The sequence below is a fragment of the Xanthobacter versatilis genome, from assembly GCF_043193975.1.
Classification (GTDB): Bacteria; Pseudomonadota; Alphaproteobacteria; order Rhizobiales; family Xanthobacteraceae; genus Xanthobacter; species Xanthobacter autotrophicus_E.
Genome location: NZ_JBAFVB010000008.1, coordinates 54,030 through 80,863, shown reverse-complemented (window position 1 = coordinate 80,863; position 26,834 = coordinate 54,030). Strand labels below are relative to the sequence as shown.

General features: G+C 68.7%; 21 protein-coding genes. 8 read left to right on the top strand and 13 right to left on the bottom strand.

All coding sequences use genetic code 11. The annotated features are described in order from the left end of the window. Nucleotides 1–16 precede the first annotated feature (16 nt). From purF to V5F66_RS15880, 5 genes are all read right to left on the bottom strand, one after another. On the bottom strand, nt 17–1,561 hold the full coding sequence (purF, locus tag V5F66_RS15900; RefSeq protein ID WP_394094233.1) for an amidophosphoribosyltransferase: 1,545 nt from the start codon (nt 1,559–1,561) through the stop codon (nt 17–19). Between the two features lie 22 nt (nt 1,562–1,583). Next, nucleotides 1,584–2,288 (bottom strand): CvpA family protein, encoded by a 705-nt coding sequence (locus V5F66_RS15895; protein ID WP_012114420.1) that lies wholly within the window; start codon nt 2,286–2,288, stop codon nt 1,584–1,586. A gap of 142 nt (nt 2,289–2,430) precedes the next feature. Beyond that, nucleotides 2,431–3,900, bottom strand: a complete 1,470-nt coding sequence (gene radA, locus V5F66_RS15890) for a DNA repair protein RadA (protein ID WP_394094232.1) — start codon at nt 3,898–3,900, stop codon at nt 2,431–2,433. 102 nt (nt 3,901–4,002) lie between these two features. Beyond that, nucleotides 4,003–5,076 (bottom strand): alanine racemase, encoded by a 1,074-nt coding sequence (gene alr, locus V5F66_RS15885; protein WP_394094231.1) that lies wholly within the window; start codon nt 5,074–5,076, stop codon nt 4,003–4,005. Nucleotides 5,077–5,177: 101 nt separating this feature from the next. After that, nucleotides 5,178–6,659, bottom strand: a complete 1,482-nt coding sequence (locus V5F66_RS15880) for a replicative DNA helicase (protein ID WP_012114423.1) — start codon at nt 6,657–6,659, stop codon at nt 5,178–5,180. A gap of 273 nt (nt 6,660–6,932) precedes the next feature. Between V5F66_RS15880 and V5F66_RS15875 the strand changes: the two genes are divergently transcribed. Further along, entirely contained in the window at nt 6,933–7,355 is a 423-nt protein-coding gene (locus V5F66_RS15875) for a hypothetical protein (protein WP_394094230.1), read from the top strand. A gap of 85 nt (nt 7,356–7,440) precedes the next feature. Here V5F66_RS15875 and V5F66_RS15870 read toward each other — a convergent pair whose 3' ends face one another. After that, nucleotides 7,441–8,355 (bottom strand): diacylglycerol/lipid kinase family protein, encoded by a 915-nt coding sequence (locus V5F66_RS15870; RefSeq protein WP_198139081.1) that lies wholly within the window; start codon nt 8,353–8,355, stop codon nt 7,441–7,443. Nucleotides 8,356–8,558: 203 nt separating this feature from the next. Here V5F66_RS15870 and V5F66_RS15865 point away from each other — a divergent pair, with 203 nt between their 5' ends. The 3 genes from V5F66_RS15865 to V5F66_RS15855 all read left to right on the top strand — a co-directional run bounded on the left by V5F66_RS15865 (nt 8,559) and on the right by V5F66_RS15855 (nt 11,341). Next, nucleotides 8,559–8,987: a hypothetical protein gene (locus V5F66_RS15865; RefSeq protein WP_394094229.1), complete on the top strand. Its 429-nt coding sequence runs from the start codon at nt 8,559–8,561 to the stop codon at nt 8,985–8,987. 185 nt (nt 8,988–9,172) lie between these two features. Further along, complete coding sequence (locus V5F66_RS15860) at nt 9,173–10,399, top strand: GGDEF domain-containing protein (protein ID WP_394094228.1); 1,227 nt, start codon at nt 9,173–9,175, stop codon at nt 10,397–10,399. Nucleotides 10,400–10,720: 321 nt separating this feature from the next. Further along, the gene (locus tag V5F66_RS15855; RefSeq protein ID WP_012114428.1) at nt 10,721–11,341 is read left to right on the top strand and encodes a YcgN family cysteine cluster protein; all 621 of its coding nucleotides are present in this window, start codon (nt 10,721–10,723) and stop codon (nt 11,339–11,341) included. Between the two features lie 5 nt (nt 11,342–11,346). Here the strand turns inward: V5F66_RS15855 and V5F66_RS15850 are convergent, their stop codons facing one another. Beyond that, nucleotides 11,347–14,253 carry an EAL domain-containing protein gene (locus V5F66_RS15850; RefSeq protein ID WP_049775927.1) on the bottom strand — a complete coding sequence of 969 codons (2,907 nt, stop codon included), beginning with the start codon at nt 14,251–14,253 and terminating at the stop codon, nt 11,347–11,349. A 314-nt stretch (nt 14,254–14,567) separates the two neighbouring features. Continuing rightward, nucleotides 14,568–15,143, bottom strand: a complete 576-nt coding sequence (locus V5F66_RS15845; protein ID WP_012114430.1) for a hypothetical protein — start codon at nt 15,141–15,143, stop codon at nt 14,568–14,570. A 278-nt stretch (nt 15,144–15,421) separates the two neighbouring features. Between V5F66_RS15845 and V5F66_RS15840 the strand changes: the two genes are divergently transcribed. The 4 genes from V5F66_RS15840 (at nt 15,422) to V5F66_RS15825 (ending at nt 19,924) form a co-directional block, all read left to right on the top strand. Beyond that, nucleotides 15,422–16,717 (top strand): NAD(P)/FAD-dependent oxidoreductase, encoded by a 1,296-nt coding sequence (locus V5F66_RS15840; protein ID WP_394094227.1) that lies wholly within the window; start codon nt 15,422–15,424, stop codon nt 16,715–16,717. Between the two features lie 207 nt (nt 16,718–16,924). Further along, a complete protein-coding gene (locus tag V5F66_RS15835) occupies nt 16,925–17,968 on the top strand; it encodes a substrate-binding domain-containing protein (RefSeq protein ID WP_394094226.1) in 1,044 nt (347 codons plus the stop codon). Nucleotides 17,969–18,023: 55 nt separating this feature from the next. Beyond that, complete coding sequence (locus V5F66_RS15830) at nt 18,024–19,106, top strand: ABC transporter permease (protein ID WP_394094225.1); 1,083 nt, start codon at nt 18,024–18,026, stop codon at nt 19,104–19,106. Further along, nucleotides 19,103–19,924 carry an ATP-binding cassette domain-containing protein gene (locus V5F66_RS15825; protein WP_394094224.1) on the top strand — a complete coding sequence of 274 codons (822 nt, stop codon included), beginning with the start codon at nt 19,103–19,105 and terminating at the stop codon, nt 19,922–19,924. Before V5F66_RS15830 ends, V5F66_RS15825 begins: the two co-directional genes overlap by 4 nt. A gap of 247 nt (nt 19,925–20,171) precedes the next feature. Here V5F66_RS15825 and V5F66_RS15820 read toward each other — a convergent pair whose 3' ends face one another. The 5 genes from V5F66_RS15820 to V5F66_RS15800 form a co-directional block, all read right to left on the bottom strand. Further along, nucleotides 20,172–21,131 carry a carbohydrate kinase family protein gene (locus V5F66_RS15820; RefSeq protein ID WP_012114435.1) on the bottom strand — a complete coding sequence of 320 codons (960 nt, stop codon included), beginning with the start codon at nt 21,129–21,131 and terminating at the stop codon, nt 20,172–20,174. Continuing rightward, on the bottom strand, nt 21,128–21,571 hold the full coding sequence (locus V5F66_RS15815) for an RbsD/FucU family protein (RefSeq protein WP_394094223.1): 444 nt from the start codon (nt 21,569–21,571) through the stop codon (nt 21,128–21,130). Before V5F66_RS15815 ends, V5F66_RS15820 begins: the two co-directional genes overlap by 4 nt. A gap of 2 nt (nt 21,572–21,573) precedes the next feature. Continuing rightward, complete coding sequence (locus V5F66_RS15810; protein WP_012114437.1) at nt 21,574–22,806, bottom strand: ROK family transcriptional regulator; 1,233 nt, start codon at nt 22,804–22,806, stop codon at nt 21,574–21,576. 277 nt (nt 22,807–23,083) lie between these two features. Then, nucleotides 23,084–23,962, bottom strand: coding sequence for a hypothetical protein (locus V5F66_RS15805; RefSeq protein WP_012114438.1), 879 nt, complete (start codon nt 23,960–23,962; stop codon nt 23,084–23,086). Nucleotides 23,963–24,160: 198 nt separating this feature from the next. Beyond that, nucleotides 24,161–26,683 (bottom strand): arylsulfatase, encoded by a 2,523-nt coding sequence (locus V5F66_RS15800; RefSeq protein WP_394094222.1) that lies wholly within the window; start codon nt 26,681–26,683, stop codon nt 24,161–24,163. Nucleotides 26,684–26,834: the final 151 nt, after the last annotated feature.

Genomic DNA, 26,834 nt, shown 5'->3' with positions numbered 1-26,834 from the left:
TTTCAAGAGGCGCGTTTCAGCTCGCCTCGGCCAGGAGCGAAAGCTGCTGCTGGCCCACGGCGCCGGCCCGGTCGGTGAGCGGGGTGGGATAGTCGCCGGTGAAGCAGTGGTCGGTGAATTGCGGCTTCACCGGATCGCGGCCCTCGAAGCCCATGGCGCGGTAGACGCCGTCCACCGAGAGGAAGGCCAGCGAATCCGCGCCGATATAGCGCCGCATGCCTTCCAGATCGTGGGTGGCGGCCAGCAGCTTGTCGCGGTCCGGGGTGTCGATGCCGTAATAGTCGGGATGGGTGATGGGCGGGGAGGCGATGCGGAAATGCACCTCCCGGGCACCGGCGTCACGCATCATCTGCACGATCTTCACCGAGGTGGTGCCGCGCACCAGGCTGTCGTCCACCAGCACGATGGAGCGGCCTTCCACCACCGAGCGGTTGGCGGAATGCTTCATGCGCACGCCCTGGTCGCGGATGGACTGGGTGGGCTGGATGAAGGTGCGCCCCACATAATGGTTGCGGATGATGCCCAGCTCGTAGGGGATGCCCGAGGCCTGGGAGAAGCCGATGGCCGCCGGCACGCCGGAATCCGGCACGGGAACGATGACGTCGGCATTGGCGGGGCTCTCCTCCGCCAGCACGCGACCCATCTTCTTGCGCACCTGGTAGACCGAGCGCCCGCCGACCACGGAATCGGGCCGGGCGAAATAGATGTACTCGAAGATGCAGGGCCGCGGCGCCATCTCCGGGAACGGCTTGAATGACTGCAGGCCGTCCTCGTCGATCACGATGACCTCGCCGTTCTCCACGTCGCGCACATAGCGCGCGCCGATGATGTCGAGGGCGCAGGTCTCGGAGGCGAGGATGGGCGAGCCGTCCAGCATGCCCAGCACAAGCGGGCGGATGCCGAGGGGGTCGCGGGCGCCGATGAGCTTCTTGTTGGTGAGGGCCACCAGGGAATAGGCCCCCTCCAGCGCGCGCAGGGCGTCGGTGAAGCGGTCGATGAAGCGCGGCTTCTTGGAGCGGGCCACCAGATGGAGGATGACCTCGGTGTCGGTGGTGGACTGGGTGATGGCCCCGTCCCGGACCAGCTGCTTGCGCAGGGTGAGGCCGTTGGTGAGGTTGCCGTTGTGGCCGACGGCGAAGCCACCGGCGTCGAGCTCGGCGAACAGGGGCTGCACGTTGCGCAGCAGGGTCTCGCCGGTGGTGGAATAGCGCACATGGCCCACCGCCATGTCGCCGGGCAGGCGCTCGATGACGCTGGCGTCGGAGAAGGCGTCGCCCACGAGGCCGAGGCGCCGCTCCGAATGGAAGCGCTTGCCGTCGTAGGAGACGATGCCGGCCGCCTCCTGCCCGCGATGCTGGAGCGCATGCAGCCCGATGGCGGTGATGGCCGCCGCCTCCGGGTGATTGTAGATGCCGAAGACACCGCATTCCTCGCGGAGGCGGTCGCCGTTCAGGTCGAGATCCGCCTGTTCGGCTTGGGTCAGCCCGGCCAGCCGGGGATGGCCATCCTCGGAACGGGGGTCGTCGCCCGCGGTCATCGGGGCGTCACTGTCGAAATCCATCATGCACCTCCGCTCGGGCGGCTTACTGGCCGGTGCCGCGCGTGCTGGCGACGAGCTGGTCGAGGCCTTGGCGTTCCGTGGGGCGGTAGGACTTAACCCCCGCAACGGATGCGTCAGCCGACCCGGCTGGTCTTGTGGTGCCCCCCAAATCCGAACGCTGCCCCCCCGTCGGGGCGGCCGGGGCGGCGGGCGTGTCGCCCTCCTCTCCGGCGGGCGGCTTCTTCAACTTGTTCAAGATGGTGTTTTCAGGGTCATCCGGCAACTGCGCCTTAAGCCACTCCCCCGCGCTCTTGATGGCGGGGAGCGATTTTGCATTGGCGACCCACGGCGGCAGCTTCTCCGGCGGCACCAGCCAGTTGAAGAACAGCATGGCGATCACCATGAGGAGCAGGCCGCGCGCCAGCCCGAACATGAAGCCCAGCGTGCGGTCCAGCGCGCCGATTCGGCTGTCGAGCACCACGTCGGAGATGCGCGCCGTGATGATCGTCGCAAGCAGAAGTGTGCCGAGGAACAGCACCGCAACCGTGACGGCAAGAGCTGCCGTATCCTGGGCGATGTATTGCTTCACCACCGGCAGGAGCTGCTTCTGGAAATACACGGTGACGCCGGCTGCAACCACCCATGAGAGGATGGAGAAGACCTCGCGCAGGAAGCCGCGGACCATGGCCAGCAGCCCCGAAATCAGCATGACCGTCAGAACGATGATGTCGAGCAAAGTCACAGGCATCGGCGCAGTGTTCCGTCATCCGCGCACCGCGACGTGCGCATGCGCGCGGCACGCCGTCCAGGTGTTGCCTGGGGGGAGCCCGCCGCGCGGCTGATATAGCTTGCGCGCCGGCCCGCGTCACCTTCCTGCGTTACAGCTTGGCCTATCCGGCCTCGTCGTCCGCCCATTCCGCGTGCTCGACGGCCCGGGGCCTTTTGTCCCGCTCGCCGCCGCCCCGCGAATCGCGCATGGCAGGCCGGCGAGGGGCGCAGGCCGCGATGGCCGCCACCAGTTCCGCCAGCGAGCCCACCGGCTGCAGCGAGACTTGCGCGTCCACCCCGTCGAGACCGCCTGATGGCAGCACGGCGCGTGCAAATCCCAGCTTCGCCGCTTCCTTCAGCCGCGCCGCCGCTTGCGCCACCTGCCGCACCGCGCCGGTGAGGCTCGCCTCGCCGAAATAGACCGCATCCGCCGGCAAAGGCGCGCCGGTGAGGGAAGAGACCAAAGCTGCCGCAACGGCAAGGTCGGCCGCCGGCTCGCCGATCCTCAGGCCTCCGGCCACGTTCAGATAGACATCATGCCCGCCGAGCCGCACGCCGCAGCGCGCATCCAGCACCGCCAGCACCATGGAGAGGCGGTTGGGGTCCCAGCCCACCACGGCGCGGCGCGGGGTGCCGAGCGAGGAGGGCGCCACCAGCGCCTGGATCTCCACCAGCACCGGCCGCGTGCCCTCCATGCCGGCGAACACGGCGGTGCCCGGCGCGCCGGCATCGCGGTTGGAGAGGAACAGCTCGGAGGGATTGGCCACCTCGGACAGGCCGCGCCCGGTCATCTCGAACACGCCGATCTCGTCGGTGGGGCCGAAGCGGTTCTTCTGGGCCCGCAGGATGCGGAACTGGTGACCGCCGTCGCCCTCGAAGGAGAAGACGGCGTCCACCATATGCTCCACCACCCGCGGCCCGGCGATCTGCCCGTCCTTGGTGACGTGGCCGACGAGGATCACGCACGCCCCGGTCTGCTTGGCGTAGCGCACCAGCAACTGGGCCGAGGTGCGCACCTGCGTCACCGTGCCGGGGGCGGATTCCACGCTGTCTGACCACATGGTCTGGATGGAATCGATCACAACCATGTGAACATGCGGGCCGCCGGACAGGGTGGCGATGATGTTCTCGGCATTGGTCTCGGCGGCAAGGCTCACCGGCGCCTGGTCCAGACCGAGGCGCTGGGCGCGCATGCGCACCTGGTCCACCGCCTCCTCGCCGGACACATAGATCACCCGCTGGCCGCTCGCCGCCAGTGCCGCCGAGGCCTGCACCAGCAGGGTGGACTTGCCGATGCCGGGATCGCCGCCGATGAGGAGCACCGAGCCGGGCACGAAGCCGCCGCCCGCCACCCGGTCCAGCTCGCCGATGCCGCAGACCATGCGGGGGGCGGGCGTGGCGGTGCCCTGCAGGGTTTCCAGCACCACTGAGCGGCCCTTGCGGCCCGAGCGCTGGGCGGCAGGCAGGCTGGCGACGACGGCGACTTCCTCGGCAAGGGTGTTCCAGGCACCGCACGCCTCGCACTTGCCCTGCCAGCGGGTATAGGCCGCGCCGCAGGACTGGCAGATGAAGGACGTGTCGCGCTTGGCCATGATGCTGTTCCGCTAGAGCACGCACCGATCAGATTGCGGAGCGAATCTCCCTGCGCTCATCCATTAGAGCACAAAATAGGAACATATGGTCCAGATGGCCCCTTACGCGCCCACATAATGCCGGGCGTAGCGGGCGCCCAGTGAGGTGAGCACCTCGTAGCCGATGGTGCCCGAGCGGGCGGCAAGATCATCCACGCTGATGCCGTCGCCGAGGAAGACGGCGGTGTCGCCCCGTTGCACCACGCCGTCCGGCAGGTCGGTGATGTCCAGCGTGGCGAGGTCCATGGAGACCCGGCCCACCAGATGGCAGCGCTGGCCGTGGACGATGGCCTCCACCCCCTTGATGGCGTCGGTGGAGCCGCCGGCGCGGAACAGTCCGTCCGCATAGCCGATGGAGACGGTGGCAAGCCGGCTCGGTCGCTTCAGCCGCTGGGCGGCGCCATAGCCCACCGTCTCGCCGGCCGGGGCGGTGGAGACCTGCACCACCTTCACCTCCAGCCGCACCACCGGCCGCAACGGCGGTACCCCGTTGATGGCGATGCCGCCATAGAGGAAGATGCCAGGCCGCACCAGCTCGAACCGGAAGTCGCGGCCGAGCAGGGTGCCGGCCGAATTGGCCAGCGATCCCGGAATGCCGGGGAAGCGGCGCACCACGTCGGCGAACACCATGCGCTGGCGGGCGGTGAGCACGTGCCCCGGCGTGTCGGCGCAGGCGAGATGGCTCATGATCAGGCTGGGGGTGAAGCCCAGCAGGCGGAAGGTGCCGGAGAGCTGCACCGCCTCCTCCAGCGACAGGCCGAGCCGGTGCATGCCCGTATCCACATGGATGGCGGCGGGCAGCTTGACGCCGGCGTCGCGGCAATAGTCGCTCCAGTCGGAGATTTCCGGGGTCGATCCCAGCACCGGGCGCAGATTCGCGGCTGCGTAGTCGGCGGCGCAATCCGGCAGAAGGCCGTTCAGCACATAGATGATGGCCTCGGGCAGCAGGGCGCGCAGGGCCACCGCTTCCTTGAAATGGGCGACGAAGAAATTGCGCGCGCCGGCCCGCCACAGCACCGGAGCGACCCGGTCGATGCCGAGGCCGTAGGCGTTGGCCTTGACCACGGCGGCGCATTCGGCCGGGGCGGCAAGCGCCGCGATGGTGCGCCAGTTGTCGGCGATGGCGCCCAGATCCACGGTGAGGATGGCGCCGGCTTCCCGCGCCTCGCGGTCGGCGGTCTCGTGCGCGGCGGCGAGGGCCGCGGCCTCAGCTGCGGCCTCCTCCGCCGAGGGCGCGCTCAGTGGCGCTCCGGCAGGTGGTCCTCCCGCGCCAGGTTGGAGAAGCGGGTGAACTGGGGCTCGAAATGCACCTTCACCGTCCCCGTGGGGCCGTGGCGCTGCTTTCCGATGATGACCTCGGCCGTGTTCTCGGCCGCCTTCATCTCGATCTCCCACTTGAACCACTCCTCTGTGCCGGCCTTCGGCTCCTTGCTTTTAAGGTAATATTCCTCCCGGAACACAAACATGACCACGTCGGCGTCCTGCTCGATGGAGCCGGATTCGCGCAGGTCCGACAATTGCGGCCTCTTGTCGTCTCGCGCTTCAACCTGACGCGACAGCTGCGACAGCGCCATGATGGGCACTTGCAGCTCTTTCGCCAAGGCCTTCAGTCCGGTGGTGATCTCGGTGATCTCCTGGACGCGGTTCTGGGACGAGCTTTTGGACGAGCCGGACAGGAGCTGGAGATAGTCCACCACCATGAAGTCGAGCCCGCGCTGGCGCTTCAGCCGCCGCGCCCGGGCCACCAACTGGGCGATGGAGAGGCCGCCGGTGTCGTCGATATAAAGCGGGATGGTCTGCATGGTCTGGGCGGCGGCGGCGAGCTTGGAGAATTCGCTCTCCGAGATGTCGCCGCGGCGGATCTTGTAGGAGGCGATCTCGGCCTGCTCGGCGAGGATACGGGTGGCGAGCTGCTCGGCTGACATTTCCAGCGAGAAGAAGCCGACGATGCCCCCCGACACGGTCTCGATGCCGCCGTCGGGCCGCGTCTCGCCGCGATAGGCGGCGGCGATGTTGAAGGCGATGTTGGTGGCGAGCGCTGTCTTGCCCATGGCCGGGCGGCCGGCGAGGATCACGAGGTCGGAGGGCTGCAAGCCGCCCATCTGGTGGTCGAGGTCGTCCAGCGCCGTGGCGATGCCGGAGAGGTGGCCGTCGCGCTGGAAGGCCTTGGAGGCCATGTCCACCGCCTCGCGCAGCGCCTCGCCGAAGCGCTGGAAGCCGCCGTCGTAGCGGCCGGTCTCGGCGATCTCGTAAAGCCGCTTCTCCGCCTGCTCGATCTGGTCCTGCGGGGTGGCGTCCACCGGGGCGTCGAACGCCTCGTTGACGATCTCCTCGCCGATGCGGATCAGGTCGCGCCGCACCGACAGGTCGTAGATGGTGCGCCCGTAGTCCTCGGAATTGATGATGGTGGTCGCCTCCGCCGCGAGGCGGGCGAGATATTGCGGCCCGGTGAGGCCGGCCACGTCGAGGTCCGAGGGCAGGAAGGTCTTCAGCGTCACCGGCGTGGCGAGCTTGCCGGCGCGGATCAGTGCGCTCGCCAGTTCGAACACCCGGGCGTGGATGGGCTCGTAGAAATGGCGCGGCTCGAGGAAGTCGGAGACCCGGTAGAACGCCTCGTTGTTGACGAGGATGGCGCCCAGCAGCGCCTGCTCCGCCTCCAGATTGTGCGGGGCCTGACGATAGGAGGGTTCGAGATCACCCGGATTGGGGAGGTCGAGCATGGCGCCAAGGTTCCGCTGGATGGGTCACTTCCTTACCAAGTCCGGGGTCCCGAGCACAGTAAGTTCTTTGTTTGTTCCGAAATCAAGGGGGTGCTTTTTTCCACAGGGGGATGGATCTGGGGATAGCGGGTACAAGCCGGTCCCGGCTCCGCGCGTGAGCGCTGCGCCGGCTTCCCTTTCAGACGCGGTTGGTTCCGGCGACTTCTGGCTTTGCTCGCTCCCGCAAGGTGGGATAGAGCCGGTGCCGACGGCACGAATGCGAAGGGAATCGTCATGCGCGGAAATCTCGGCGGCGTGTTTGGCCGCGCCATTCTGGCGATGGCGATCGCCGGCCTGTCCTTTTCCGCCCTCGCCCAGAGCGGGGACCCGCTGGCGCCGCCGCCGGATCTCGGCGCTCAGGGCCTTCCGGTGCCTGTCGATGGCACCGCCATCTACGGCCAGAACACCCCGCCGCCCGAGGGCATGATGGCGATCCCGGTGCCGCCCTCCACCTGCGCCGGCGTCGCCCAGGTGGTGCGTACCCAGGGTCTCATCCTGATCCCCACCGGCAACGGCAATGCCCAGCGCTATGTGCACGACGAGCGCTTCTGCGCCGAGGACCAGATCACCAAGCCGGCGTGGATCGCCACCTCGGACAATCCGCGCTGCTTCGTCGGCTACACGTGCGGCGAGAGCAACGACGACGGCTCGAACTGATACCAACGGCCCCGGTCTTTGACCGGTGCCGAGAGGGTGTCGCTCAGGCGCCGCGCGAGCCTAGCCAAAGGCCCGGCCGATTCGCTCACGTCACCGCCTGGGCGTCGTGCTCGCGCCACTGGATGGCGGCGGGCGGCACCAGCAGCTTCAACGCGCCGGGGGCAATGGCGTAGCGGAGCGGCACCCGCTCGCGCTCCACTTCCCCGTCGGTGGCCACCCAGGCGCGCTCGCGCCGGGCATGGATGGTGACGCGCCGGGCCTGGAAGGCATGGATGCCGGGCTTGTCGCGCCAGGCATTCACCAGCACCTCCGCGCCGGTCTTCAGCCGCGCCAGGGTGCCGCGGTCCTCCGCCACCAGCACCTCCAGAAGCCCGCCGTCGAGCCGCGAGCGGTGCCAGCCGGGGGCGTCGAAGGCGTTCACCGTCACCAGCGCCGCATAGGCCTCGATGGGCTCGCGCACGCCCGCCACCTCGACCTCGATGGACATGCGCCCGGAGCGTGCCACCGCCTTGCCCAGCGCCATGAACCAGCCCAGCACCCGCCCGCGCTGGGCGCGCAACTGCTCGCGGGCCAGCGCCATCTGGCTGAAGAAGCCCACCCCCGACACCCCGTGGAAGGCCCGCCCGTTCAGGAGGCCCACGTCCACCTGCATGGGCCGCGCCTTCTGCAGGGCATCGAGGGCGCCCGCCAGGTCGCGGGGCAGGCCGATGTCGTAGGCCAGCATGTTCATGGTGCCGAGCGGCAGCACGCCGAGGGTGACCTCGGTGTTGGCGAACACGGAGGCGGCATAGGAGACCGTGCCGTCGCCGGCGCCCACCACCACCGTGTCAAAGCCGTCGCGCTCGGCGGAGGAGATGGCGCGGGCCATGGCCTCGCCCTGGGCCACCACCACGTCCACGTTCGTGCCCGGCCGCGTCAGGGCCTCGTCCACGATGGTGCGGACCCGCTCCGGCCCCATATCGTGGATGGTCCCGGCCTTGGCATTGAGTACGACCCGCATCCGCCCCATCGTGGCATCCTCCAGACCGGCACAAGCGCCGGCGCGGCCTTAAGGTTCCCGTCAGAGCACGCGCCGCTCGGCCGGCATTGCAAGCTGGTCTGAGAACGGGTTCTCTTTCCCGGAGTGGAGAGCGATTCACCGATCGGATCGCGCTTCAGGGGACGCGCGGCGGTGCCGGGCTCATCTCATCAAGGGTTCCGATCATGGCCAATGTGCCCCCGTCTTCCAACCCGCCCCGGCCGTCCAAGCCGGCATCCTCCCCTTCCATCCTGCGCCTGCGGGCCGGGCTGCTGCTTCTGGTCGCATCCGTGGTGCTGTGCGGCGCCGGCGGGCATTTCGTGGCGCGGCAGTTCGGCCTCGGGATCGGCTGGGCGATCCTGCTGGCCGTGGTGATCTGGGTCGGCGTCGGCATCCTCATCGCGCGGCTCGATACCCGGCTGTTTTTCGGCGCGGCGGTGGCGGTCACGGCGATTGTGGCCTATTTCGTCTATGATTTTTCGTCTTCGGCCCTCGGCTGGTCCAGCACGGTCTCGCTGGTGCTCGCCTTGCTCGCGACCCTGTTCCTGGCCTTCACCTTCTACGATTTCCGGCGCCTCAAGCACGAGCTGCGCCTGTGGGCGTACAAGAGATAAGGGCGCGTGCGGCGCCTGAACCTGTCAGATTGCATGGCAAGATGATCGGCCTGTAAGCCAAGGCTTGACTTTGCCGTTGCGGCACATTGAAGTTGCGGTGTGGCCGGTTGCAATGCAGGGGCGTGCGATGCGGCGGCCCTGGCGCAAAGGGGGGCGTCCCGCGTGCGGGCGCTCGAAGGCAAAGAATGTCCGAGGGACGCCTTTATCTCCTGGCCGGCCCGGCCGTCTCGCTCGTTGTCGCCTGCGTCTTTCTCCTGGTCTGGCTGCACCACCGCCAGCGGTCCTACGTGCCGTTCTTCGCCGTGGCGTTCTGCGCCTATGCCATGGCCGCGCTGTCGCAGCTGTTCCAGATCCCGGCAGGTGTCGGGCTCAATACCATGGTCTCGGGCCTGGTCTACACGTTCGGCATCTTCTGCCTTGTGCAAGGAGTGCTGGCGCGGTTCGGCAAGGCAGGCGCCGCCCCGGTGCTGGCGGCCGTCTCCGTGGCGATCCTCGGGCTGCTGTACTACTTCATGTATGTGGACCGGAGCCTCGTGGCCCGGATCTATGTGCAGAATTTCGGCTACGGCGTGATGTTCCTGTTTGCCGCTGTCGAGATCTTCGGGGCCAGTGGCCGGCGGAAGGTGGACCGGATCCTGTTCTGGGTTTTCCTGCTGTTCGGCCTCCATTTCTTCGTGCGCACCGTGCTCACCCTGTCCATCTCGCCCGACCTGTTCGCGCTCGATCGGATGCGTACCGAGGGCGCCGACGCGCGGACCATCGGCCTGCTGTTCCGCCGCTCGCCGTTCTGGCAGGTGCTCAACTTCTCGCTTCTGGTCAGCGGCCTGCTGGTGGCGCTCGCCCTGCTTGGCGCCATCGCCGTCGATGCCATGGACGAGCTGGAGCGGCAGGGCCGCATCGACCCCTTGACCGGGCTCGCCAACCGCCGCGGCTTCGACGATCTCGCCCAGGAGCTCATCGCCGACAAGGCGAGCCATCCCCAGAGCCTGGTCTATTTCGACATCGACCGCTTCAAGGGCATCAACGACGGTTTCGGCCATGCGACCGGGGACCTGGTGCTTGCCACCGTCGGCGGCCTCGTCGCCCGCGTGGTGATGCCGCGAGACGTGGCGGCCCGCCGCGGCGGCGAGGAGTTCGTGGTGCTGCTGGCCAGCACCAGCGCCCGCAGCGCGTTCCACTTCGCCGAGCGGATGCGCGCCGAGCTGCGGCGCACCTCGTTCCCCATGCTGCCGCCGGGCGCCGTCGTCACCGCGAGCTTCGGCGTCGCTGAGCGCCGGCCCGACGAGGACCTGGCGGACCTGCTCCACCGCGCCGACCAGCTGGTCTATGCCGCCAAGCACGCCGGCCGGGATCTTGTCCTCACCGACGACGGCGTCCTGGCGGTGCCGGTGGTGGGGCAGGGCGCCGGTTGATCCAGATCAACGTCGCGCGCGGAGCAGGTGCCTAGCCTTCCAAAAAACATCGGGAGGCCCAAGGGCCCCCAAGGGGAGGCCAAGGACATGCCTGCGCAAGTTGCTCTCGTCGTGACCGGGATTGTCGTCGCCTTTGGCGGTTTCGCCTTGGTGCTCGCATTCGCGGACTACTACACCCACGCCGGCCGCAAATCCTGACGGTGTAACTGGCGGTTGGCGCGCGCACGGCCGCGGGCAAGGCGCACCGAGGCGCACCGACCTGACATGCACCGCCGCGCGCGGGAGCGGACGCGGCGGGTCCGGTGTGCTAGAGGGGCGGCCATGAGCAGCCCCGAAAAGAGCAGCCCCGAAGACGCCCCTCGGGACGACATCGCCCCGGACGCCCCGGCGCCCGATGGGGCCAGTGTCCCGTTCTGGCGGGCGAAGCCGTTGTCGGCCATGAGCACCACCGAGTGGGAGAGCCTGTGCGACGGCTGCGGGCGCTGCTGCCTCGTGAAGCTCGAGGACGAGGACACCGGGCAGGTCGCCTATACGGATGTCGCCTGCCGCCTGCTGGATGCCGCCACCTGTCGCTGCTCCGACTATGAGCGGCGTTCCGAGATCGTCTCCGACTGTGTGCGCCTGACCCCTGAGAGCGTCGCGGAGCTGAACTGGCTGCCGCCCACCTGCGCCTACCGGCTGGTGGGCGAGGGCAAGGACCTGCCGTTCTGGCATCCGCTGGTGTCGGGCGATGCGGGAAGCGTCGCGGCGGCAGGCATCACGGTCTCGGGCAAGGTGGCCGGCAGCGAGAACGAGTTCGGCCTGTTCGAGCTGGTGGACCACATCGTCGCCTGGCCGGTGCGCTGGCCTCGGGGTGCAAAAGGCGCGGCCAAGCCGAGCCCGAAGGGCACGCCCGGCGCAAGCCGCCGGCGGCGTCCGAAGGCCGGTGAGCAGAAAGCCTGACAGGCCTATTCGGCGGCGGTGGAGCGCTTCTTGCGGGTCTCCACCGGAGCCGGCTCGATCAGGGTGCGGCACTCCTCGGCGGTGAGGGGCTCGCCGAAGACCACGCCCTGGCCGTATTCGCAGCCGAAGCGCGCCATCTCGGCGGCCTCGGTTTCCTTCTCCAGGCCCTCCGCCATCACGTCCATGCCGAGGTCGTGGGCGAGATCGATCATGGCGCCGACGATCACCGGCCGGGCCGCGCGGGCGGCACCCTTGGCGGTGTCGCGCACGAAGCGCGGGTCGATCTTCACGCTGTCGAACGGGAAGCGCTGGAGATAGGAGAGGGCGGAATAGCCAGTGCCGAAATCGTCGAGGCACAGGCCCGCGCCCAGCTCCCGCATGCGGCCGAGCACCACGGCGGCATATTCGGGGTTCTCCATCACCAGGCTCTCGGTGACCTCCAGCTTGAGCGATCCGGGCGCCACCGCGTTGCGGGCGAGCACGGATTTCAGGTCCTGGATCAAATCGTGCCGTAGCAGCTGGCGGGACGAGACGTTCACATGCATGAACAACGGCGGGTCCACCCGCAGGGTGCGCTGCCACTGGCCGAGCTGGCGCGCAGCGGCGTCGAGCACGAACAGGCCGAGGTCGAGGATGAGCCCGGTCTCCTCCGCCAGCAGCAGGAATTCGGAAGCTGCGAGTTCCCCGAGGCGCGGATGGTTCCAGCGCATATAGGCCTCGAACCCGCCGATGGCGCGGTCGCCCAGGCGCACGATGGGCTGGTAGCGCACCGAGATCTGGTTCCTGGCGAGGGCCTCGCGCAGCTCGCCTTCCAGCACCACCCGGTCGATCTTCTGCTGGCGCATGGCCGGGCGGAACACCTCGATGCGGTCGCCGCCGATGCGCTTGGCGTAATACATGGCCAGCTCGGCGTCTTTGAGCACCTCCTCGCGCTTCGACTGGTCGGGGCCCGCCAGCACCAGACCGATGGAGGCGGTGACGAACACTTCCCGGTCCGCGAAGGCGATGGGCGCGCGCAGTGAGCGGCGCAGGGTGTCGGCGAAGGTGGTGATGCGCTCGGCGTCGCGCTCGGACATGAGGATCATGCCGAACTGGTCGCCGGAGATGCGGGCCAGCGTATCCTGCGGCTTCAACAGGCGCATTAGGCGGCGAGCCACCGTGAGCAGGATGGAATCGGCCACCGCCATGCCCACCTGCACGTTGACCTGCTTGAAGCGGTCGAGGTCGATGACCATCACCGTCGGCTTCACCTTGTCGTCGAGGCGGGCCATGGTGAGGGCTTGGGACAGGCGGTCGAGGAACAATTCCCGGTTGGGCAGGCCGGTGAGGTTGTCGCGCACCGCGTCGTGGAGCAGGCGCTCGGCGGCGATGCGCTCGCCGGTCACGTCCATCAGGGTGCCGACGCAGCGCACCACTTCGCCGTCGGCACCCACCACCGGGCGGGCCTTCAGGTTGAAGGTGAGGTAGTGGCCGTCGATGGCGCGCAGCCGGAAGTCCTGGTCGATGCGGCCGCGGCGCTGGTCGATGATGCCGTCCAGCGTGGCGCGGAAGCGGTCGCGGTCGGCGGGGTGCAGCACCTCCAGCCAACCGGCGGCCTCGGTCTCCAGCGAATGCCGCTTGAGGCCCAGCGCCTCCTCCGCTTCGGGGGAGGTGTAGATGCGGTCGGTGTCCACATCCCAGTCCCACACGATGAGGCCGGAGCCGGCCAAGGCCAGCGCCCGGCGCTCCAGCTCCGAGGTGGAGCCCTGGATGCCGCCGATGCCGGCGAAGGCATGCTGCATCACCGTGAAGCCAATGAGCATGACGATCAGCACCAGGCCGCCGGAAAGGGCGGGGGCGGCAAGGTCGTTGGTGACGAAGCCCGCCACCGTGAGTCCGGCCATGAGCACCCACACCACCAGCAGCGACCAGGTGGGGATGATGAGCACCGCCCGGTCATAGCCGTGCTGGCTGAGCCAGATGATGACGCCGAGCCCCGCCACCGCCACCGCCAGCAGCGACAGGCGGGCGATGCCGGCCGCCACCGGGGCGTCGAGCAGGGCCACCGCCACCAGGGCGGCGAGGAAGGTGAGCCAGCCGGCGGCCACGTGCACGTAGCGCACGTGCCAGCGGTTGAGGTTGAGATAGGCGAACAGGAACACCAGCAGCGTGCCGGTGAGGATGGCCTCGCCCGCCGCGCGCCAGAATTGCTCGGCGATGGGCGACAGGCCGAACACCTTGGACCAGAAGGCGAAGTCGAGGCCGATATAGCCCAGCACCGCCCAGGCCAGCGCCGCCGCCGCCGGGAACATCACCGAGCCCTTCACCACGAACAGGATGGTCAGGAAGAGCGCCAAAAGGCCGGCGATGCCGATGACGATGCCGTGGTAGAGGGTGAAGGCGTTCACCCGGTCCTTGTAGGCGTCCGGCTCCCACAGATAGAGCTGGGGCAGGGTGGGGCTGCCCAGCTCGGCCACGAAGGTGACGGTGGAGCCGGGATCCAGCGTGATCAGGAACACGTCGGCGTCGGGCGCGGTCTGCCGCTCCGGCTTGAAGCCCTGGCTGGGGGTGAGCGAGGTGATCCGCCGGTTGCCGAGATCGGGCCAGAACAGGCCGGAGCCGGACATGCGGTAGTGCGGGGCGACGATGAGGCGGTCCACCTGCTCGTCGGTATTATTGGTGAGGGCGAAGGCGATCCAGTCGCCGTGGCTGCGCCCGTCGGAGGTGGGCACCTCGATGCGCCGGACCACGCCTTCCGCGTCGGGTGCGGTGGAGATCTGGAACCGGCCGTCCTCGGTTGTCTCGCGCTGCACGGCGGGCAGCAGGTCCACCACCTTGGCGTCGAGGCGCAGGGCGATGGCCTCCATCGCCCGTGCGCTGCCGGCGGGCAACGTCAGCAGGGGCGCCACGACGAGCGCTACGAGGAGCGCCATCGGCAGAGCAATGACGCGAGCGAGCAACGACCGCAATGTCAGGTCTCCGCACCCGGACTGCTGCCGGGCCGAGTTTCGGTTGAGGAGGGCAGCCTGCCGAAGGTGCGACGCAAAGTGCTGGACGGCAAGAGCTCAAGCTCATCCATGAGGAATGCATGTGCGCCGGGGCTGGCCTCGCGCGAGCGATTCCCTAGCCAAGCCGTGCGGCCGGAGCAAGGCGCCTGACGGCTTCATCATACCGCCAAAGCGTCCGGGGCCGGAAAAAACGAATGCGCGCCCGGGGTGGGCGCGCATTCGAACCCTTATGCGACCGCTCAGAAGAAGCGGCGGGCGTTGTCCCGGTCGTCGGCGGAGAGCGGGGTCGGCTCGCGGGTCAGGCGGGCGGCCTCTTCCCGGCGCACATATTCGGAGAACGGGTCGAGGGCTTCCTCCACCGCTTCCTCGGCGCGCGCGGAGATCACCTCCAGCGGGGGCTGCGGCGCGGGCCGGGCGGCGGGGGGAGCCGGATGGACCTCCTCGGCCGGCACGGCGCGCTCGGAATCGGTGGTGCGCGAGGCCTTGGCGTCGAGCCACGGCAGGGGATAGGGCGAGGCGATGTAGGCCACGCCGTCTTCCTGCTCCCAGGCGATCATGTGGATGGCCTCTTCCGCCGGCATGCCGGGCAAAGAGAACATCTGCGGCAGCTCGCGGGCGCCGCCGCTCCAGCCGATAGTGTGGGCGAGCTGGAAGGCTTCGTCGAGGAAGGCGGTCACGGCAGCGAGCCGGTCCGCACGCAGCGCCTGGGCGAAATCCACATCGAGAAGCCGGCGGAGATAGGTCTCCACGCTGTCCCCGGCAGCCCACTGGGCGCCCGAGGCGAACTGGTAAACATAGACGCGCGGACTTGCCATCACGCAGCTCCGATAAACCATAACTGGGGGCCCCTCATACCAAAAGGGACCCGAAAACACAAAATCGTGCTGCAACTTAACCAGACAAGGCTTAAATTTTTGTGATCCTGCGGTGCAGCACAAGGCGCATTTCGGCCCGGTCCTGGACCGCCGGAGCGCGTTCGGATCGGGTGGCGCGACCATCGGATCGGCAAAGCCCGCTCTATCCTCCATTCTGAGAGGGAATCACCGGTCCGGGCCGATCGGGTCCGGTGCAGGCCCAGGGGAAAGGGTGCCCGATGCCGATCGCTCCGCGTTCCCATGGCCTGTGGCAGGTCACGGCTCCGCCGGCGCCGGCGCTGGCACCGCTCTCGGGTGCGCTTCGGGCCGACGTGGCCGTGGTGGGGGCGGGATATGCCGGCCTGTCGGCGGCGCTGCGCCTCGCCGAGGCGGGCGCGCGGGTGACCGTGCTGGAGGCGGCGGAGGTGGGCTTCGGCGGGGCCGGGCGCAATGTGGGCCTCGTCAATGCTGGCCTGTGGGTGATGCCGGATGTCATCCGCGCCGCCCTGGGTGAGGCGCGGGGCGAGGCGCTGATCGGCTTCCTCGGCGCAGCGCCGCAAGCGGTGTTCGACCTGGTGGCAAGGCATTCGATCCCCTGCGAGGTGGCGCCCGTGGGCACGTTGCATTGCGCAGTGGGCGCCGCCGGACGCGCCGAGATCGAGGCCCGCGCCGCCCAGTGGCAGGCACGTGGAGCGCCGGTGCGGCTGCTGGAGGCCGGTGAGGCGCGCGACATGGTCGGCGGCGGCGACTTTACCGGCGCGCTGCTGGATCTGAGAGCCGGCACGATCCAGCCGCTGGCCTATGCACGGGGACTGGCGCGGGCAGCGCTTCAGGCCGGGGCGCAGATCTTCGTGTCGAGCCCGGTTGTCGGGGCCGAGGAGACCCCTGCCGGCTGGCGGCTGGCCACGCCGGGAGGAAGCCTCGAGGCCGACCATCTCATCGCCGCCACCGATGCCTATGGCACCGGGCCGTTCGCCCCGCTGCGGCGCGAGCAGGTGCACCTGCCCTATTTCAATCTCGCGACCGCGCCGCTGCCGCCAGCGGCGCGGGCCACCATTCTCCCCGGTCGGCAGGGAGCATGGGACACCCGATCCATCCTCACCTCGTTCCGCGTGGATGCGGCGGGGCGTCTGGTGTTCGGCAGTGTTGGCGCTCTCGACCGTGTCGGCGGCACCATCCACCGGGCCTATGCCTGCCGGGTTCTGGCGCGGCTTTATCCGCAGCTCGGCGGGATAGCCTCCGGGGTGGCCTTCGAGGCCGGCTGGCACGGCATGATCGGCATGACCGCCGACGCCCTGCCGCGTTTCCACCGGCTGGGGCGCTCCGGCGTCGCCGTGGCCGGCTACAACGGACGCGGCATCGCGCCGGGAACAGTGTTCGGCGCCTTGCTGGCGGACCTCGTTCTCGGCCGGGTGCGGGAGGCGGATCTACCGCTGCCGCCAAGCGCGGTGGAGGCGGCCCGCTGGCGGACGGCACGGGAAGCCGTTTATGCCGCCGGCTCCGGTCTCGCCCACCTCGTCGCGGCGCGGCTCTAAGACCCCAGCCGGGGGCGCCTTCGCCTTCACAACCGCGTTTTGCTGCCTTCCGCCAGGTCGGGAGGCGCTGGTGTTGCTCGATCTTCTATTAATAACTCAGATGGATTTATCTATTGACTCGCCATGCGCCCTGCGCTCAGATGCCATGCGGATAACGCATCCGTCCGGCAAGCGGAAACCGCGCCGGCGCATCTGGGAGGACGTTCGATGCACCTGTGGCCACGGCTGCTGATGGCAGCTTCTGTCGCATGGGCCGGGCTGGCCGCGACATCGTCCGCCGGGGCTGCGGAAAAGCCCGCAGACAAGCCCATCGTGGGCATCGTCATCAAAACCTCCACCAACCCCTTCTTCGTCAAGATGAAGGAGGGCGCGGAAGCCGCCGCCGCGCGGCTGGGCCTGGAGCTGCGATCCTTCGCCGGCAAGATGGACGGCGACACCGATGCCCAGGTCACCGCCGTCGAGAGCCTGATCGCCGCCGGCGCCAAGGGCATCCTGATCACCCCGTCGGATTCCCGCGCCATCGTGCCGGTGCTGGAGCAGGCGCGGGCCAAGGGCATCCTGGTGATCGCCCTCGACACGCCCCTCGATCCCCCGGGCGCGGCGGACGCCACCTTCGCCACCGACAATGTCCTCGCCGGCAAGCTGGTGGGCGAATGGGCGGCCAAGACTTTGGGCGCCAATGCCAAATCCGCCAAGGTCGCGCTGCTCGACCTGAACGTGAACCAGATTTCCGTGGACGTGGACCGCGACCAGGGCTTCCTCAAGGGCTTCGGCGTGAACGTTGCCGACCCCGCCGTCATCGGCGACGAGAAGGACAGCCGCATCGTCGGCCACGATGTCACCCTCGGCAATGAGGAGGGCGGGCGCCGGGCCATGGAGAACCTGCTCCAGCGCGATCCCTATGTGTCCGTGGTCTATGCCATCAACGAGCCCGCCGCCGCCGGCGCCTATGAGGCGCTGCGCTCCATCGGCCGCGACAAGGACGTGCTGGTGGTGGCCGTGGACGGCGGCTGCCCTGGCGTGCGCAACGTGAAGGACGGCGTCATCGCCGCCACCGCCATGCAATTCCCCCTCGCCATGGCCCAGATGGGCGTCGAGGCGGTGCTGAAATACGCGACGGACGGCACCAAGCCGAAGCCCACGGACGGGCAGGACTTCGTCAATACCGGCGTGGAGCTGGTGACCGACCGGCCGGTGCCGGGACTGCCCTCCATCGACACCGACGCCGCCCTGAAGAAATGCTGGGGCTGATGGGCCCCGTTAAGGCACGCGTGCGCCGGCCGGAACGGCCGGGGAGGGATCTGCAATGACAGACACGAGTGGGGAGAAACGCGGGATGCAGGCGTTCGAAACCGTCCTGGGCAAACAGGACACGCGGGTTGCGGAGTTCGAGGTCCACGCCAGGTCCCCGCTCCAGATGCTGCAGCATTTCCTGCACGCCAATCCGACCGCGGTACCGGCCATCGTGCTGGTGCTGGGGGTGGCCGTGTTCTCGGCCATCGTGGGGCCGCGCTTCTACTCGGCCTTCAACCTGTCGCTGATCCTCCAGCAGGTGACCATCATCTGCATCATCGGGGTGGCGCAGACGCTGATCGTGCTCACGGCCGGCATCGACCTGTCGGTGGGCGCGGTGATGGTGCTGTGCTCGGTGATCATGGGTAAGCTCGCCGTCGCGCTGGGCCTGCCGGTGCCGGTGGCGTTCGCCGCCGGGCTTGCCACCGGTGCGGCCTGCGGCGCGTTCAATGGCCTGCTGGTGGTGCGGTTGAAGCTGCCGCCCTTCATCGTGACGCTGGGCACCTGGTCCATCTTCTTCTCGCTGAACCTCTGGTATTCCGGCGCCCAGACCATCCGTGCCCAGGACGTGGCCAAGGCCGCGCCGTTCCTGCAGTGGCTCGGCACGCCGGTGGACCTCTTGGGCGCGCGGCTCACCTACGGCACTTTCTTCATGCTGGGGCTGGTGGCCATCGTCTGGTACGTGCTCAACCGCACCGCCCTCGGCCGCCACATCTATGCGGTGGGCGATGATCCGGACGCGGCGCGCCTCGCCGGCATCCGTACCGACAAGGTGCTGTTCAGTGTCTATGTGGCGGCGGGGGTCATCTGCGCGCTGGGGGCGTGGGCGCTCATCGGCCGCATCGGCTCCATCAGCCCGCAGGCGGGGCAGACCGCCAACCTCGACAGCATCACCGCGGTGGTGATCGGAGGGGCCAGCCTGTTCGGCGGGCGCGGCTCCATCATCGGCACCCTCATCGGCGCGCTCATCGTCGGGGTCTCGCGCTCCGGCCTCGCTCTGTCGGGGGTGGATGTGCTGTGGCAGGAGTTCGCCGTGGGCAGCCTCATCATCGTCGCGGTCACCCTCGACCAGTGGATCCGGAAGGTGTCGGCATGAGCACGAATACTTTCAGTACGAGCCATCTCGGCACGGACACCGGCGTGCGCCGGCCGCTCATCGAGGCGCGGGGCCTGGTCAAGCGCTACGGCCGTGTCACGGCCCTCGACCATGCGGATTTCGACCTCTATCCGGGGGAGATCCTGGCTGTGATCGGCGACAATGGCGCCGGCAAGTCCTCCCTCATCCGCGCCCTTTCCGGGGCGCTGGTGCCGGACGAGGGCGAGATCCGCTTCGACGGCAAGCCGGTGCAGTTCCGCTCCCCCCTCGACGCGCAGGCGGCGGGCATCGAGACCGTCTATCAGTCACTGGCGCTGGCGCCGGGCCTGTCGATCGCCGACAACCTGTTCCTCGGCCGCGAGCTGCGCAAGCCGGGGGTGCTCGGACAGGTCTTCCGCATGCTCGACCGCAAGACCATGCAGCGCATGGCCCGCGAGAAGCTCACCGAGCTGGGGCTGATGACGGTGCAGTCCATCAACCAGCCGGTGGAGACGCTCTCGGGCGGCCAGCGGCAGGGCATCGCGGTGGCCCGCGCCACCGCCTTCGGCTCGCGGGTGGTGATCCTCGACGAGCCCACAGCTGCGCTGGGCGTGAAGGAATCCCGCCGGGTTCTGGAGCTGATCCTCGACGTGCGCCGGCGCGGCATCGCCGTGGTGCTCATCAGCCACAACATGCCCCATGTGTTCGAGATCGCCGACCGCATTCACATCCACCGGCTGGGGCGGCGGCTCACCGTGGTCCAGCCCTCGGCCTGCACCATGTCGGACGCGGTGGCGCTGATGACCGGCGCCCGCGCGCCACAGGAGCTGGCCGCCTGAGGCCGGGGCGGTCATGGTGGCGTTCCGCGCCGCCGGGATCATCCCGCGCGGGGCGGGCAGGTCATGGCACAAGCGCGGAAACAAGCGCCCGGATCACGGCATCGCATGCCGTGATCCGGGCGTGTTGCTTTGGGAGTGGCGCGGCGCTGTGCCGAGGTCAGGGCGCGCCCTTCCGTCATGACCGGCCTTGGGCCGGGTATCCCGTTTCAACACTCGGAGCACCGCTTGAAAGCCGTCCCGGCTTCCCTCAGCTCGCCATGGCAAGCGTGAGGCTGGCTTCCACTTCGGCGGCGGTGGGCAGGTCCGCCCCGGCGCGCGAGCAGGTGATGGCGGCGGCCGCCGTGCCATAGGCCACCAGCTCGCCCATGGCCTCGGTGTCGAGGGTGGCGATGGCAGCGCCTTCGAGGCGGCCGGTGCGGTGCAGCCCGGCGAGCAGGGCGGCGTGGAAGGTGTCGCCCGCGCCCACCGTATCGCGCACCACGACGCTGCGCCCCGGCACGCTGACCTCCCCGAGCTGGGAGTAGGCGACGGCGCCCTTGTCGCCACGGGTGATTACCACCAGCTTCGCGCCGAGGTCGAGGAACCGGCGCGCCGCATCGGTGAGGCCCATGCGCCCGCCGAAGGCGATGTGGATGTCCTCGTCGCTGGCCTTCACGATGTCGGCGGTGCGGAAGAAGCGCTCCGTCGTTTCGGCCCAGCGGCTCAGGTCGCCCACCACCCCCGGTCGCAGGTTGGGATCGACGCTGATGACGCGCCGCCCGGCTTCCCGCTCGGCCAGCGCCGCATAGGTGGAGGCCACCGGCTCCACCACCAGGGTGTAGGAGCCGAAGGTCAGGGCGCGCACCTCGTCCGGCAGGACCGGTGGCAGGCGGTCGGGGGCGAGCATGCGGTCGGCCGCGCCCGCGCCATGGAAGGAATAGAGCGGCTGGCCGTCGGCCTGGGTCGCTACCACCGAGATGGTGGAGAGGCTGTCGGAGCGCACCACGAAGCGCGGGTCCACGCCCTCGCGGGCCAGCACGTCCACAAGGTGGGTGCCGAACCGGTCGCTTGAGATGCCGCCGAAGAAGGCGGTGGGCGCGCCGAGCCGGGCCAGGCCCACCGCCACGTTGAAGGGGGAGCCGCCGGCCACCGCGCGGGCCGGCATCTCGTTGCCCTCGGGGGCGCCCACCAGCAGGTCGATGAGGGCTTCGCCGCAGACCAGGATCATGCCATGTCCCCTTGCGGCCGGATCACGCCCTTGCGCAGGATGATGTTGCCGTAGAGCCGGCGCTCGCCGCTGGCGACGATGGCATAGGCCGCGCGCACCCGGTCGTAGAAGCTCGGGCCGGCGATGGGCACCAGGCTGAAGCCGGGCTCGCGGGCGGCGATGGCGGCCTCGAACTCCGAAAACACGCTCTCCTCGCGCGCGCAGTCGCCGAAGGCGCAGGGCCGGAAGGCGGCCTCAGGCACGTCGGTATCGAGCGGCATCACCGAGAGCACGGCATCGACGAGGCGCGGGGCATCGTGTCCGTCCATGCGCACCAGCCGCCTGGCGTGGGCCTCAGCCGGATAATTGGCGTCCACGATGGCGATCTCGTCGCCGTGGCCCATGGCGCGCAGGGTGGCCAGCAGATCGGGGCCCAGCAAGGGGTCGATGCCTTTGAGCATGGTCAGTCCTTGAACAGAACGTCGAGGTCGCGGCCGAAGGTGTCGAGCAAAGGCAAGGCGGCACCGCCGATGGCGCGCGCCGCGCGGCCCATGGTGCCGGCGACGATGCGGGTCTCGGTCAGGCCCTGCCGGTCGAGGCGCGCGAAGGCGGCGGCTGTGCGTTTCACCAGCTTGTCCCGCACCGGCGCCGGGAAGGCGCCGTCGATGACCATGGCCTCGAAATCCACCACCGCGAGGCAGGAGGCGATGGCCTGGGCGAGGCCCTCGGCGGCCTCCTCGATCCAGGCGTCCACGGGGGCGGAAAAGCGGCTCCAGTCGTCGGGCTGCTCCCACAACTGGGAACCGGCGATGCCGATGGCGCCGAGCTGGCGCTCCAGCCGGTAGAGGGAGGCCGAGCGGATGAGCTGCTGGACCCCCGCGCCGCCGCCGGGTCCGCGGGCCACCACCGGCATGGAGCCGAAGGCGCCGGCATTGCCGCTGCGGCCGGGAAACAGGCTGCCGTTCAGCACGATGCCGCCGCCGATGAAGGTGGCGATGTAGAAATAGGCGAAGTCGCGATAGGCCGAACCGCCGCCGAAGGTCAGCTCTGCGGCGCAGGCGGCGGTGGCGTCGTTGATGACCCGCACCGGACCGGGGGCGATGCGGGACAGCTCGGCGCCCAGGTCGAAGTCGTGCCACCCGGCAAGGGCATCCTTGGGGGCCTCCAGCACTTCCTCCCAGTTCCACAGCTCGAACGGCGTGGCGATGCCGGTGCCGCAGATGCGCGCCTGGGCTGCGGGCGAAAGCGTCGCGATGAGGTCGGGAAGGGTGCGGCCGGCGAAGGCGATGAGCTGGTCGGGCAGGGGATAGGGATAGGTCAGGCGCTCGCGCCGGCGCACGCCCGCGACGAAATCCATCAGCACCAGCTCGCAGGCGCGCCGGCCCACCACCATGCCGAGGCCGTAGGCGCCGTCGGGATTGAGCGAATAGGGCACCGCCGGCTGGCCGATCCGCCCGCGCTGGCGCTCGCCCGCGAGGAGCAGGCCGTCGGCCTCCAGCCGGTTCATGACCACCGTGGTGGTCTGCAGCGACAGGCCGGTGAGGCGGGCGATGTCCACCTTGGTCAGGCGACCGTGGCGGCGGATGAGGGAGAGGATCAGCCGCTCGTTGTAGAGGCGCACGCCAGTCTGGTTCGTGCCGCGCCCGTGCGAGGCGTGGACCGGGCCAGAATCGTCCTTCAGGGGACTGCGCTGCATGAAACCCTCGACCCCAGTTCCTCGACCCTAATTCCCTCGCGCCGGTTCGGCGCCCTTGCGAGCCGCCCGGTGGCGCCCGTGCGCGACGGATCGTCTTGTTGTCGCAGGATGATGAACGAGGATACAAACATCGTCAATTAATAACTCGTTCTGATTTATTAATGAGGAGGCTTGCTCCGCCTCGCGCCACGGTGCCCTTCCGCGCACCTGCGCCGATCACACGCCGCCGTCATGCGATCGGCCGGAATATCCGCCTCCTGAACCGGGAGCGCTTCGCTCAAAAGTGATAGGCGATGCTCATGAAGGGGCCGTGCAGCGTCGTCTCGTAGCGGAAGTTGGCGCGCGGGCCGGTCACCGATTCGTAGTCGGTATAAAGCGCCCGGTAGCCGATGGCCGTGGACCAGGCCTCGGTCCAGTTGTAGCCCACCGAGATCAGTCCCTGCGATGTCAGCTTGGAGCTGGAGGGGAGCCCGAAGCCGCCCACGTCGGCAAGGGCGTTGAGGAACCACTTCTCGTTGATGCGATATTGCAGGGCGAGGCCGAACACCGGATCCAGCCAGTCCTTAACGTCGGTTTCGGAAACGGACAGGATGCCGCCGAAAGAGGAGAGCGTGGTGTCGGCGGTCAGGCGCTGGTAGCGGAAGCCCGCCGTGGCGCTGAGGTCGAAGCCCGGCCCGCCGATGGGCAGGCGATAGCCGGCAGCGCCGGAGACGATGAGGAGGCGCTGCGAGAGGTCGAGCTGCGTGCCCCGGCCGTCATCGATGGACTTGCTGGCGCTCAGCTGCGACCAGAACAGGTCGGCGAACAGGGTCCAGTTGTCCTTCTTGGCGAGGAAGCTGCCCATCACCGCGCCGTCGAAATGGGACAGGATGTCGGCGAACGAGGCATCCACCGGAAAGGTCGGCAGGTCGCGGATGCCGAGGTTACCGTTGATGCCCGTGGCCCAGCCGTAAAGCACCGCCGAGAACTGCCATTTGGATTCCGGCGGCGGCGAAAATGCGGTCGCGGCCGGGGCCGGGGCGGTCGCGAGGTCGGCGGCGCGGGCGGGAGCGGCAAGCGACAGGATGGCAAGAGACAGGACCGCGCAGCAGGCGGCAGCAAGGGGGCCGGCGCGGCGGCGCGGAGGCCTTGGCGTGCGCGAAGGGGGCAGGGTCATGATCTCGGCTTCCTTATCGCTCGGGGCTGGTTCGGCAATGCTCCGCAGCTGTGGCTTCGAAAATGTCGCTTCGCAAGTCTCGCTGTCGCAAAAGTCGCTGCTCAGGTCTCGCTTCGCACGTCTCGTCTGGCCGCATGAGCGGTGGCCCGCGCACCGGAGGATATCCGGAGCGCGGGCGATGGTGGGGCGCCGGTCCGCCTATTTCGACGGGCCGTCGGCAGCCTTGGCAGCGGCGTCGCGCAGCTTGGCGATATCCTCCGGCGTCAGCTTCGGATGATCAAGCGCGAGCGTGATCTTGTTGATCTTGCCGGTGAAGGCGAACGGCACCTGGTAATCGGCATCGTCCACCGGCGTGCCGGTGTCGGAGCCCACGTCCAGATTCTCGTCCCAGGCGAGGATGAGCGGGATGGTGTGGGGCATGGACTGGGTCGCCACCACCTTGCCGTCCACGCTCAGCGTCCCGGTGCCGCTCTGGCCGAGCCCGCTGCCCGAGCCGAAGGCCAGCGTCGCCGCGCCGAGGCCGTCATACTTGAAGTCGAAAACCAGGGTGTGCTTGCCCGGCGCCAGCGGCTCGGTGCCCTGCCATTTCACCTTCTTCAGGCCCACGAGGTTCCAGGTGAAGGTGGGCTTGCCCTTGAGCAGGTAGAAGCCATAGCCGGCGAACCGCCCGCCCTGGGTGATGAGCATGCCGTCGCCGCCGCCCTCCGGCACCACCACGTCCGCGGTGAAGCGGTAGGAGGTGTTCAGCACCGACGGCGCGTCGCCATTGGGCGTGCCGGTGAGCGGAGCGGTCCAGGTGAACACGTCGCGACCCGCGGTGATGCTCGGGCGCGACGTCACCAGCCGGGTGGCGACGGTGGCGTCCAGCGGGAGCACCTGGTATTTCCTGGCCTCGGACCAGAACAGGTCCGCCATCGCCTTCACCTTGTCGGGATGCTTGGCGGCAACGTCCTCGTACTGGGTCCAGTCTTCCGAAATATTGTAGAGTTCCCACGGGTACTTGGACGGGTCGAGGCCGAGGCCGGCCTGGACCTCCCACGGCGGACGCACCACCTTGCTGCTCAGCATCCAGCCGTCGTTATAGATGGCATGGTCGCCCATCATCTCGAAATACTGGGTCTTGTGGGTGGAGGGTGCGGTCGCATTGGCCTTGTCGAAGGTATAGGTCATGCTGACCCCCTCGATGGGAGCCTGCTTGATGCCGTCCACTATATTGGGAGCCTTGATGCCGGTGGCCTCCAGGATGGTCGGCGCGATGTCGATCACATGGTGGAACTGGGAGCGGATGCCGCCCTTGTCCTTGATCACCTTGGGCCAGGAGATGGCCATGCCCTGCCGGGTGCCGCCGAAATGGGAGGCGACCTGCTTGGTCCAGGAGAAGGGGGTGGAAAAGGCCCAGGTCCAGCCCACCGCCATGTGGTTGTAGGTCTTGTCCGAGCCCCAGACATCATAGAAATACTTCAGCTGGTCTGCGACCGGCACGTCGACGCCGTTGAACATGGCGACTTCGTTGGGGGTGCCGATGAGCGTGCCTTCGGCGCTGGAGCCGTTGTCGCCGCTGATATAGATGACCAGCGTGTTGTCCAGCTTGCCCATGTCCTCGACAGCCTGGATGACGCGGCCGATCTCATGGTCCGTATACATCAGGTAGGCGGCGTAGACATCAACCTGGCGCTTGAACATCTTCTGTTCGTCGTCGGTGAGCTTGTCCCAGCGCTTCAGCAGGTCGTCCGGCCAGGGCGTCATCTTCGCGTTCTGGGGGATGACGCCGAGCTTCTTCTGGTTCTCGAAGATCTGCTCGCGCAGCGCGTTCCAGCCCTTGTCGAACAGGTGGAGCTGCGTCGCCTTCTCGATCCATTCGGGGGTGGGGTGGTGCGGGGCGTGGGTGCCGCCGGGGACGTAATAGACGAAGAACGGCTGGTCCGGCGTCAGGGTGTTGATCTTGTTCATGTAGGCGATGGCTTCGTCCGCCATGGCCGTGGTCAGGTTGAACGAAGGATTGCCCTGGAACGGATAGATATAGGTGGTGTTGCGGGCCAGGTTGTCCGGCTGCCACTGGCTGGTGTCGCCCCCCATGAACCCGTAGAAATACTCAAACCCCATGCCCGTGGGCCACTGGTCGAACGGGCCGGTGGAGATGGCCTGGAACGACGGCGTGTTGTGGTTCTTGCCGAACCACGAGGTGCGGTAGCCGTTGTCCTTCAGGATCCGGCCGATGGTGGCCTTGTCCTTGGTGATGATGCTGTCGTAGCCCGGATAGCCCGTGGCCATCTCGGACACCACTGCGAAGCCGGCGGAATGGTGGTTGCGTCCGGTGATCAGCGCCGCGCGGGTGGGCGAGCACAGGGCGGTGGAGTGGAAATTGGTGTAGCGCAGCCCGTCATTGGCGATGCGGTCGAGGCTGGGCGTGGGAATGACGCCGCCGAAGGTGGACGGCGCGCCGAAGCCCACGTCGTCGGTCATGATGAGCAGGACGTTGGGCGCGCCGGTAGGCGGCACGATCCGCGCCGGCCAGTACGGCTTGGAGTCCTGCGCCAGCTCCTTGATCACGCCCTCGAACTTCTGCGGCGGCGCCGGGATCTGGCTGCCGTCGATGACGATGCTGGCATCCGGGGCGCCGGGCACGCCGTTGATCTTCTGTGCGCCGGCGGGCGCGGCGGCGGGGATCGCGCCGAGCACGGTCAGGCTGGCCGTCAGGACCAGCGCAAAGATGCGGGACATGTCTTGTTTCCTCCGGAAAGAGGTCCACCCCTGCTTTGGGCCGGTTTTGCTGACCGTGGGTCAGTATAAGCCGGTACCGGCAGGCTTTGGATCAGTATCGGGCGCGGAGGAGCGCATATCCCACGAACCAGGTCAATGCGCGCGGTCAACC